The sequence below is a fragment of the uncultured Meiothermus sp. genome (genome assembly GCF_937863175.1).
Classification (GTDB): domain Bacteria; phylum Deinococcota; class Deinococci; order Deinococcales; family Thermaceae; genus Meiothermus.
This window is the reverse complement of record NZ_CALMCQ010000380.1, coordinates 41,704-51,058: the sequence shown is the minus strand read 5'-3', so window position 1 is coordinate 51,058 and position 9,355 is coordinate 41,704. Positions and strand designations below refer to the sequence as shown.

Annotated in this window: 11 protein-coding genes; 5 read left to right on the top strand and 6 right to left on the bottom strand. The window is 58.9% G+C overall.

Features of this window, described 5'->3' with window-relative positions; all coding sequences use genetic code 11:
• Positions 1–300: 300 nt before the first annotated feature.
• Positions 301–693 carry a helix-turn-helix domain-containing protein gene (locus Q0288_RS14360; RefSeq protein WP_299431754.1) on the bottom strand — a complete coding sequence of 131 codons (393 nt, stop codon included), beginning with the start codon at positions 691–693 and terminating at the stop codon, positions 301–303.
• Positions 694–801: 108 nt separating this feature from the next.
• Between Q0288_RS14360 and Q0288_RS14355 the strand changes: the two genes are divergently transcribed.
• The 4 genes from Q0288_RS14355 to Q0288_RS14340 all read left to right on the top strand — a co-directional run bounded on the left by Q0288_RS14355 (position 802) and on the right by Q0288_RS14340 (position 3,022).
• Entirely contained in the window at positions 802–1,110 is a 309-nt protein-coding gene (locus Q0288_RS14355) for a hypothetical protein (RefSeq protein WP_299431751.1), read from the top strand.
• A 52-nt stretch (positions 1,111–1,162) separates the two neighbouring features.
• Positions 1,163–1,543, top strand: a complete 381-nt coding sequence (locus Q0288_RS14350; protein ID WP_299431748.1) for an Lrp/AsnC ligand binding domain-containing protein — start codon at positions 1,163–1,165, stop codon at positions 1,541–1,543.
• Positions 1,544–1,617: 74 nt separating this feature from the next.
• Positions 1,618–2,583, top strand: a complete 966-nt coding sequence (locus Q0288_RS14345) for a VOC family protein (protein ID WP_299431745.1) — start codon at positions 1,618–1,620, stop codon at positions 2,581–2,583.
• Between the two features lie 67 nt (positions 2,584–2,650).
• Positions 2,651–3,022, top strand: coding sequence for a VOC family protein (locus Q0288_RS14340; protein WP_299431742.1), 372 nt, complete (start codon positions 2,651–2,653; stop codon positions 3,020–3,022).
• Between the two features lie 111 nt (positions 3,023–3,133).
• Here the strand turns inward: Q0288_RS14340 and Q0288_RS14335 are convergent, their stop codons facing one another.
• The 4 genes from Q0288_RS14335 to Q0288_RS14320 all read right to left on the bottom strand — a co-directional run bounded on the left by Q0288_RS14335 (position 3,134) and on the right by Q0288_RS14320 (position 7,333).
• On the bottom strand, positions 3,134–3,361 hold the full coding sequence (locus Q0288_RS14335; RefSeq protein WP_299431739.1) for a GNAT family N-acetyltransferase: 228 nt from the start codon (positions 3,359–3,361) through the stop codon (positions 3,134–3,136).
• A 236-nt stretch (positions 3,362–3,597) separates the two neighbouring features.
• Positions 3,598–4,785 carry a phosphoglycerate kinase gene (locus Q0288_RS14330; protein ID WP_299431736.1) on the bottom strand — a complete coding sequence of 396 codons (1,188 nt, stop codon included), beginning with the start codon at positions 4,783–4,785 and terminating at the stop codon, positions 3,598–3,600.
• A gap of 159 nt (positions 4,786–4,944) precedes the next feature.
• Positions 4,945–5,937: a type I glyceraldehyde-3-phosphate dehydrogenase gene (gap, locus tag Q0288_RS14325; protein WP_299431733.1), complete on the bottom strand. Its 993-nt coding sequence runs from the start codon at positions 5,935–5,937 to the stop codon at positions 4,945–4,947.
• 136 nt (positions 5,938–6,073) lie between these two features.
• Positions 6,074–7,333, bottom strand: coding sequence for an ABC transporter substrate-binding protein (locus Q0288_RS14320; RefSeq protein ID WP_299431730.1), 1,260 nt, complete (start codon positions 7,331–7,333; stop codon positions 6,074–6,076).
• Between the two features lie 127 nt (positions 7,334–7,460).
• Here Q0288_RS14320 and Q0288_RS14315 point away from each other — a divergent pair, with 127 nt between their 5' ends.
• On the top strand, positions 7,461–8,039 hold the full coding sequence (locus Q0288_RS14315) for a glycerol-3-phosphate acyltransferase (protein WP_299431727.1): 579 nt from the start codon (positions 7,461–7,463) through the stop codon (positions 8,037–8,039).
• Positions 8,040–8,084: 45 nt separating this feature from the next.
• Here Q0288_RS14315 and Q0288_RS14310 read toward each other — a convergent pair whose 3' ends face one another.
• A complete protein-coding gene (locus Q0288_RS14310; RefSeq protein ID WP_299431724.1) occupies positions 8,085–9,248 on the bottom strand; it encodes an A24 family peptidase in 1,164 nt (387 codons plus the stop codon).
• Positions 9,249–9,355: the final 107 nt, after the last annotated feature.

Sequence of the window (9,355 nt, the reverse complement as noted above, 5' to 3'; positions counted from 1 at the left end):
AAAGCCTCCAATTCCCCCCGTTCCATCTTTTCCCACAAGGCCGGAATTCTGGCAGTCTGGGGATTGATTTCAGCAGCATTGCTGGTGCGTATTTCGTACCCCGCCACAAAAAAACCGGATTCGGAAGAGCGAACGGGCTTGTCCATAGCCATCATCTTATGGGGGTTTGGCCCTGAGTGCCCAGCGCTGGCCAGTTGCTTACCTGGGCCATGGCATCCCAGGTAAACTCGCCCGAAGACCGTTCCACAAAAAAGCCGACAGCGCGTTTTTTGCTATCGGCTTTCGGTTTTCAGCTTTCGGCTAGCCTTCCAACACCCGCTTGAGGTGCAGGAAGATTTCGTACCAGTCGCGCTTGGATTCGGGGCGTCTGCCGCGAAGCTCGATGCGGGCCAGAGTTTGCTGCCATTCGGGCGTGATTTCAGCGCCCAGGATAGGGTCGGCGATTAGCTCGGCCAGTCCCCGGGGCAGCGAGGCCTCGGTGCGCTGGCCGTAGAAGTCCACGGGGGCCAGCAAATCGTTGACCGAGACGTTGTAGGAGCCGGCCAGGGTTTGCAGGGTGTCGAGGGAGGGATTGGTGCGGCCTCGCTCGAGGTCGGACAGGTAGGGCACGGAAAGCCCGCTCTTGTCGGCCAGATCCTTCAGGCGCCAGCTTTGTTGGCTGCGCAGTTCGCGGAGACGTTCGGCTAATGTCATGGTTCTGACGGTAGCATAAAAACATTCTACGGTCAAGACGTAATGTCCCGCAATAGGTATTGCGTTATGCAGATAGATTATGCTATTATCATAATGGGAGGCAAGCACATGAACAACAACGAAAATGTTTGGAAAACCATTGGACGCGGAACCGTACACCCGAGTGAAGTGCTGAACACCCTCATCGAGCTTGACAACCGCAAAGGCCAGATTGGTCTCTGGGCCCTGGAAAACGAACTGCGTGGGAAAATCCCCCTGCTTCGCCCGATGGCCCAGCCCCTCGCCAGAGCCTGGCTCGAGGCCACCATCCAGTACCGCACCACCTACTACCCTGAAGCCCGCCTGACCAGGTTGTGGAACCGCCTGGTGGGAGCCGATGCCCAAACCGAAGCCAAAACCCTTCCCATTGCCAGTTAGGCCCTGACGTTAACCTTGAGGTGGAACCGCATAGTGAGGGTTGGAGGCAATTATGTTCTCAACGCTATTTTGGGAAGTAGAGGCCAGGGATAGGCAGCAACGTTTGATCGCGGAAACCGTGGGAATTGGCCCCACTATTCCAAAAGTTGTACAGGAGGCCCGCATAATGCAACTCGCCCAGCAAGCCCAGGTTTCTGTTGTGGAAAATATCCGCCTGGTATCTGCTTATGTCTTCGTTTCATGTACCCAACCCAAACGCATCGTGCATGCGCTGAGCCGTCTGCCAGGGGTGGTTAAAGCCGATGCCTTGCTGGGGGCTTCCGAGGCGGTGCTGGTAGTAGAACGTCACAACTTTGAAGCACTGCAGTCCCTCCTGACCGAGGTGCAGTCCACGCCAGGGGTCAAGCGAATTTCAGTTCGACTGGCTGCGTAGTGGTATGGAGAAGCACTCTTCATAAAGGCGCCACCACCCATTCTTTTGAAGGTGTCGGTATAGGAGAGATAGCGATGAGCAAAATTATTCCGCACTTGTGGTTCGATAAAGAAGCCAGGGAAGCCGCAGATTTTTATTGCGCTGCTTTCCCCGACTCCAAAATCACCCAGTCTGTCATCTTGCGAGATACGCCTTCGGGAGACAGCGAACTGATCTCTTTCCAGCTGGCAGGTCAGCCCTTCATGGCCCTCAGCGCAGGGCCTTTGTTCAAGTTCAACCCCTCAACCTCGTTTATCCTCAACTTTGATCCTTCCAAAGGTCGTTCCAAGGAAGACCTCGAGGCCGAAGGCGCGAGCGGCAGGTTGAAGTTACCGCGAGGAGATGCCCGATACGACGCCTCGTCTTCGCTCGAGGCCTTGTGGGAGAAGCTGCTGCCGGGCGGCAAGGTTCTGATGGCACTGCAGCAGTACCCCCATGCCCCTCTTTACGGCTGGCTGCAGGACAGGTATGGCGTTTCCTGGCAGCTCATGCTTTCTGACTCGGGCGATAAGCGCCCTTTCATCACCCCTGCGTTGCTGTTTGTGGGTGAGGTATGCGGCAAGGCCGAGGAAGCCGGGGCCTTCTATGCCAGCGTGTTCGAGCACTCCGGGGCCGGCAGTATCCATCGCTACCCAGCAGGCATGGAGTTCGATAAAGAGGGAACCGTGATGTACAGCGAGTTTATGCTGGGGGGCCAGTGGTTTGCGGCGATGGACAGCGGCTATAAACACGAGTTTGCCTTCAACGAGGCGATCTCGTTCATGGTCTACTGCGACTCGCAGGAGGAGATTGACCATTACTGGACCAGGCTTTCTGCCGTACCCGAGGCTGAGCAGTGCGGCTGGTTGAAAGACCGGTATGGCCTGAGCTGGCAGATCGTTCCCAGGGCGCTGGATGGGATGATGCAAGACCCCGACCAGGGGCGGGTGGCCAGGGTTATGCAGGCTATCCTCCAGATGAAGAAGCTCGAGCTGGCCAAGCTGCAGAGGGCTTACGCTTGAGTTTTCACGACCGGCGCTTTACCAGGTAAGGGCGATCGTTGAGGTCGCCTCCTTTTTGAGGTGGATAATGAAGGTGATGGTGTCTGCGATTATTCCGGTGGTGCCCAGTCGCGATGTAGCAGAGTCGTTGCGTTTCTATCAGGCTTACCTGGGCTTCGGAGAACCTTTTAGCGACGGGGAAAACCCGGTGGAGTACGGCGGACTGAGCCGGGATGGGCTGCGGTTGCATTTTTACCACGAACCCAGTTCACAGATCGGCCAGAACTATGCTTTCCGGCTGCAAGTAGACGAGGCCGATTTGTGGTATGTCGGCTGCGAGGCTGCCGGTATCGTGCATCCAAACGGAAAACTCGAGGACAAGCCCTGGGGTACTCGCGAGTTCACGGTACTTGATCCCTCGGGGGTAGCGATCCGGATCTACCAGGAACTCAGGGGATAAAACGTTCCTTCGAAGCCTCGCTGGGTGGGCAGCAGATAAGCAGGTTCGCGCGGTTCCAGGCTGCCTCCTTGAATACCCTGGACAACGGGATGGGGATTCGTGGGAGCCGCTCTAGGCAAGCTGCTTTTCCATGCAGATGCTGAGGGGGTCTTCGGAGTAGGGGCCGAAGGGCGGGATGCGCTGGAAGCCTTCGCGCTCGTACAAACCGATGGCCTCGGTCTGGGCCACCCCGGTCTCGAGCCGGAGCAGCCGGATGCCCTGTTCGGCGGCGTACTCTGAAAGGTGAACCAGCAGCCGCTTTCCCAACCCCCGCCCGCGAAACGGAGTTCGCACGTACATGCGCTTCAACTAGGGCATACTCAGCACCGAAAACTTGCACCCCACCACAGCCCGTAGGAAGCTTGTCGAGGTAAGCCACAAAGAAGGCAACCCCTTGCTGAATTAGTTTTTCCACACTGTAGCCGTGGCGGCTCTCGGGCGGATAATGGAGGTTTAGTACCGCGTCGAGTTCTGCGATCAGTTGGCGGGCGACCTCGCTGTCGGGCCGCTCAGGCTGGATGCGTACCTGCATACCTCTAGCTTAGGGCTTCGATGCCCGGCAGGCTGCCCAGCTCTAAGAGCTCGAGGCTGGCTCCACCTCCCGTAGAAACATGGCTAAACTCGTCGGCCAGGCCCAGCTTGTTGGCCGCCGCCACTGAGTCTCCGCCGCCAATCACCGTGAAGGCCCCCTGGAGCCTGGCAATGGCCTCACCCACCGCCAGGGTCCCCCTGGCAAAGTCGTCCACCTCAAAAACCCCCATAGGGCCGTTCCACAGCACGGTTTTGGCCCCTTGCAAGGCATCGGCAAAAGCCCTGGCGCTGTCTGGCCCGATATCCAGACCCATCCACTCGGCCTCAATTGCGTTCGCAGGCATGATGCGGGACGGCGTTCCAGCCTCAATTTTTTGCGCGGCCAAAACATCGGTCGGCAGTAGAAGCCTCACCCCCAGATCGGCGGCTTTTTGCAGCAGGTCACGGGCCAGATCCAGCTTGTCATCCTCGACCAGACTCCTGCCTACCCTGCCGCCCTGGGCCTTGATGAAGGTAAAGGCCATCGCACCGCCAATTACCATGCCCGTGACCCTGGGCAGCAGGTTCTCGATCACCCCAATCTTGTCCGAAACCTTGGCCCCGCCCAGCACCACCCAGTAGGGCTTCTCGGGCTGATGCAAAACCTTGCCGATGCTGCTGACTTCCTTTTCCATCAAGAAGCCTGCATAGCTGGGCCGATACCTGGTTACCCCCGTCACCGAAGCGTGCGCCCGGTGTGCCGACCCGAAAGCATCCAGTACAAAGGCCTCGCCCAGCCGGGCGAACTGCTGCGAGAGCGTGTCGTCGTTCTTTTCCTCGCCCGCTTCAAAGCGCACGTTGTCCAGCAGAATCACCGAGCCCGCAGATGCCGCTTTTACCTTCTGCAGCGTAGCATCACTGGCCGGGGTCAGCTCCGCCGAACCCCCGATAAAGGCGACAGGCTTGCCCAGGTGCTTCTCCAGAATCGGAGCCACAGGCTCGAGGCTGCTATCGCGCTCGTAACCACCCCTGGGCCGCCCCAGATGGGAGAACAAAACCAGCGTCGCACCCTGCTCCAATAGATGCTTCAGCGTCGGAATGGCCGCCTTGACCCTGGTCTCGTCTCTGACCCTGCCCTCCTTGATGGGGACGTTGAAATCCACCCGTACCAGTACGCGTTTCCCGGCGGCGTTGAAGTCTTTGAGCGTTCGCATAATCACCCCACTAACCCGAACCCCTTTTCCAGCTAAGCAAGAAGGGCAGGGGTGAGAGCATTAGCACAGCGAATAAAGATGGGACTAAAGCGCATTTGCGAAAACTAACGCTTCCGACCCCTCACCCTAGCCCTCTCCCGCAAGGGGAGAGGGAATAGATCATAGCTTCCTGCCGATGAACTCTGCCAGGTCGGCCACGCGGCAGCTATAGCCCCACTCGTTGTCGTACCAGGCCACCACCTTGACCATATTGCCGATGGTCAGGGTCTCGAGGGCACTAAAGATCGAAGAGTGCGGGTCGCCTTTAAGGTCGCTGGAGACCAGCGGCTCTTCGGTGTAGGCCAGAATGCCCTTCATGGGGCCTTCGGCTGCCACTTTCATGGCGGCGTTGATCTGCTCTTTGCTGGCTTCCTTGTTCAGTACAGCCGTAAAATCCACCACCGAGACAGTGCTGGTGGGTACCCGGAAGGCCATACCCCCAAACCTGCCCTTCAGTTCAGGAATTACCAGACCCACCGCTTTAGCCGCGCCGGTCTCGCTGGGCACAATATTGAGGGCTGCCGCGCGGGCATCGCGGGGGTCGTCTTTCACAGCATCCACCAGGCTTTGCGAGGCGGTGTAAGCGTGGACGGTGGTCAGGATGCCCTTGTCAATTCCGAAACTATCGTTGAGCACCTTGGCTACCGGGGCCAGACCGTTGGTGGTGCAGCTTGCGTTGGAGATCACGTGGTGTCTGGCGGGGTCGTACATGCCTTCGTTTACGCCCAACACCACCGTGAGCATCTCGCCTTTGCCTGGAGCGCTGATGATGACCTTTTTGGCCCCGGCCTTGAGGTGAGCCTCGGCGGCCTCGAGCTTGGTGAAGCGCCCAGTGGACTCGATCACGATATCCGCCCCGATCTCGCCCCAAGGCAGGGCAGCCGGGTCTTTTTCCTCGTAGACCCGGATGGCCCTACCACTTACGGTAATGCTTTTTTCGTCGTAGCTGACGCTTCCTGGGAAAGTTCCGTAATTGGAGTCGTATTTGAACAGGTGGGCCAGAATCGAGTTGTCCGAAAGGTCGTTGATGCCCACGACCTCGAGACCGCGTTCGTGCAGAATCCGAAGCACCTGGCGACCAATACGCCCAAAACCGTTGATGCCTATTTTCATATCTTCCTCCTATTTGGGCTAAACGCTGGACTGCATCCGCGTTCCACTGGACACTATAACGCCACCCTGCCGAGACGCCCTCCACAAGAATACTCCGCCCGTAGCTTTTCGGACGGAGAAGGATGTCCTGCTGTTGCTATCGGGTGCGGCCTGCCAGTAAGTCCTCTGCGGCTTTCTGGGCTTTGTCCAGCGCGGCTCTGGGGGTGGCCTGACCCAACACGGCTTCTCGGATGGCCTGTCCTAGAATATCGAAGCGGATCTGCTCCCACTGCGAAAGGGCTGGCTCGAAGCGGGCAAAGCGGGCCTGGGTAATGGCGACGCCAAACGCAGGATTTTCCTTCACAAAGCGGGTCACCACCGGGTCTACCGCCGAGCCCTGATTGACCGGCACATAGTTGGCGGCCACCCCAAACACGGCCTGAACCCTGGGGGTGATGACAAAGCGCAAGAAGTCGGCGGCTACCCTTCTTTGCCTTTCGTCGGCGCCCTTGAACACCACCAGATTGGTGCCCTGCACCAGCCCAAAGCCGGGCTGGTTGTTGGTGCGTCCAGGCAGCGTAGCAGTTCCTAAATCAAACCGGGCTGCTCTGGCGTAGAAGCTAAAGCCTGCCGAGGTGTCGGTGGAGAAACCAAAAACCCCCGAGCCGAAGTTCTGGTTTATGAAGCCGTTGGTGATGGCCCTGGCCCATCCTTCGCGTACGCCCCGTACCAGGAACTCGAGGGTCTCTACCGCTTTGGGCGAATTAAGCACTAGCCGGTTGTTGTTCAGGTAGCTTCCGCCCAGGGTGAAGAACCAGTAAGAGAAGGTCGAGGTATCGGGCACGAACCAGTAGACAGGATGTCCTTCGGCGGTAGAGAGCCGCCTCGAGGTCTCGACAAACCCGGTGACGGTGGTAGGAATTTGAGCGTTGTGCTTCCTGAGGAGGTCGCGGTTGACGTAGAGAATCTGGATGCTCTTGTTGAAGGGTACGCCGTAAATCTGGCCATTAAGCCGGACGTCGTTGAGAAAGAGCGGGTTGATCCCCTTAAGTTCGACCCCCAGGGCAGGCATGGTCAACAGAGCATCGCTCTCGAGGTACATGGCCATGTTGTTTGCAAAAGCCTGTGCCATGGCCGGAATTTGACCCGAAGCAAATGAAGCTCGAATTTTAGTGGATAGGTCGCGGTAGTTGCCCTGACCAACCGGGCGAACACAGACCCGGCCTCCCTGGGTGCGGTTAAACTCAACTGCAAGATTGTCCAGGGCTTCTTTGGGCGCCCCTCCAGTAAAGCCGTGCCAGAGCTCTGCAACGACCTCGGCCCTGTCGCACTGCGTCTTGATGACTTCTTCAGCCCGCTGTTGGGCTAGCCCCAGACCAGCCACCAACACAAACATTCCGGCAATCCACTGCTTCATCTCGTCCTCCGTAGACACTGTCAGGCCCTATTGTCAGGGTTTTGCAAACCCCTACCGTCTCCCAGTTTATACCCCTCCATTTGCGTGTGGGCTACAGGCTTGCTAGAGTGTAGTCAGAACGGGGTTTATGGACATTCTGCTGGTAGTCGCGGCTTACCTGGTCGGCTCGATCAATTTTCCTATACTGGCCGGGCGTCTGCGGGGATGGGACATCCGCCAGCGCGACCTGGCCGGTGCTTCCGGGACTTTTCGTCAAATGGGCGTGGGTTGGGGGCTGGGGGTGGCGCTGCTCGAGGTGGGCAAAGGGATGCTGGCCGCCTGGCTGGCAGGGTTTTCTGCCAGCTTCTGGGTTTTGCCTTTGTGCGCGCTGGCGGTGGTGGTAGGCCATATCTGGCCGATCTGGTTTCGCTTTCGTGGGGGTGGCGGCCTTGGGGCAGCGGGGGGTTTCGCCTTTTGGGCTTTTCCGGTGGAGAGCCTCTGGGGTTTAATCCCCTTTGGTCTGGCGCTTGGGGTTTATTTTCTGGTTTTTAAGAAAGACCGCTTTCAAGGCATCGGCTCGATCCCCTTCGCGGCGATTGTTGCTGCTCTATATCTCATATACGCCTTGCGAGACCAACCCCAGGAGCTCTACGCCCTGCTGGCCATGGTCGGTGTGATGACCCTGCGCGGCGTTCTGGTGCTTACTGGCCGCTGGTGGCACCGTTGACTTAGGTATAGCCGGGCAGCGGATTGCTGACCGGTTGCCAATGCCCTACGAGACTCCGATATAGCTCAGATACCACTGCACAATTGCACTGCCATAGAAGAAAGCAATCAGCCCGCCAATGGCCAGATACGGCCCAAATGGAATCTGGTTGTCGCCGCCCAAGCGGCGCATGACCAGGCCAAGGATCGCACCGGCAAAGACCGCCACAAAAACCGCTACCAGCAGGTTGGCAAAACCCAGCCAGACCCCCAGAAAGCCCGCCAGCACCACGTCGCCATAGCCCATCACGGTCACGTAGCCACCCGAGGTTTCTTCCTGGGTTTCGGGCTCGACCTTGTCGGAGGGGTTGCGCATCCACCAGTAGAGCATTCCGGCCAGTGCGATGCCCCCCGCACTCACCAGCATCCCGCGCAGGCTCTCGAGGGGATAGAGGCCCAGCAGCCAGGCCAGCAACGGGGCCAGGGCCGCGAGCCCCAGGGTCAGACCGTCGTGCAGCGTGAAAACCTTGCCCGTGCGGAGGTTGAGTGAGGCCACCAGGGCCCCAACCAACAGCCCCAGCGAACCCAGCCAGACCCCCCCCACGGTGCCAAACATCCCACCCCAGGCCCCCACCATTGCGGCCAGATGTACCAGGTGCAGTCCGAAGGGGCCTTCGCGGGGGCCATCCCGGAAGCGGTTGTAAAGCAGGCCGCCAAAGCCAGCAAACATCGCCACCAGCCCCGCTCCCATCAACCCTGCATCCACGGCCGGTGGAAAGGCCAGTGGAAAGCCCAGCAGGCCCGCCCCCATCAGGCCCAGGAAAATCCCGGCGAAGTTGAGGGAGTTGGGCAGGGTTTTGGTGTCAATGTCAATGAAGGAGAGTGCAATCAAGAGCGCTATAAAAGCCCAGATGAAGATCAGGTCGGGAAACACCGGGCGCAAGAGGGCGGCCAGGGTGAACAAAACCGCCGTCAGGGCTTCCACTGCCGGATAGCGAGCCGAGATAGGGGCCTTGCACTGGCGGCACCTGCCGCCCTGTACCAGCCAGGAAAGGATGGGAATAAGCTCTGGGGGTGAGAGGACATGTCCGCACTGGGGGCAGCTTGAGCGGGGCCAGACAATCGAAACCCCGGCGGGAAGCCGATAAATCACCACGTTCAAAAACGAGCCGATCAGGCTTCCGAGCACAAACGCCAAAACCGCCAGCAAAGGCAAAGGGAAAAAATCCACTCCGTTATTGTAGGCGCTGGTTGATGGATGGCTTGTGAAATCGGCTGTCCTGAGACCTGGCTCGCAACTATGCCCCTGGCCTGCATACTTAGTCCGTCCCGATCAGA

What these genes read in the sequence shown, in the direction of transcription:
- Q0288_RS14315 (WP_299431727.1), top strand. Translation starts at nt 7,461, where the DNA reads ATGGACATTCTGCTGGTAGTCGCGGCTTACCTGGTCGGCTCGATCAAT.
- Q0288_RS14360 (WP_299431754.1), bottom strand. Translation starts at nt 693, where the DNA reads ATGACATTAGCCGAACGTCTCCGCGAACTGCGCAGCCAACAAAGCTGG.
- Q0288_RS14335 (WP_299431739.1), bottom strand. Translation starts at nt 3,361, where the DNA reads ATGTACGTGCGAACTCCGTTTCGCGGGCGGGGGTTGGGAAAGCGGCTG.
- Q0288_RS14345 (WP_299431745.1), top strand. Translation starts at nt 1,618, where the DNA reads ATGAGCAAAATTATTCCGCACTTGTGGTTCGATAAAGAAGCCAGGGAA.
- gap (WP_299431733.1), bottom strand. Translation starts at nt 5,937, where the DNA reads ATGAAAATAGGCATCAACGGTTTTGGGCGTATTGGTCGCCAGGTGCTT.
- Q0288_RS14355 (WP_299431751.1), top strand. Translation starts at nt 802, where the DNA reads ATGAACAACAACGAAAATGTTTGGAAAACCATTGGACGCGGAACCGTA.
- Q0288_RS14350 (WP_299431748.1), top strand. Translation starts at nt 1,163, where the DNA reads ATGTTCTCAACGCTATTTTGGGAAGTAGAGGCCAGGGATAGGCAGCAA.
- Q0288_RS14340 (WP_299431742.1), top strand. Translation starts at nt 2,651, where the DNA reads ATGAAGGTGATGGTGTCTGCGATTATTCCGGTGGTGCCCAGTCGCGAT.
- Q0288_RS14320 (WP_299431730.1), bottom strand. Translation starts at nt 7,333, where the DNA reads ATGAAGCAGTGGATTGCCGGAATGTTTGTGTTGGTGGCTGGTCTGGGG.
- Q0288_RS14330 (WP_299431736.1), bottom strand. Translation starts at nt 4,785, where the DNA reads ATGCGAACGCTCAAAGACTTCAACGCCGCCGGGAAACGCGTACTGGTA.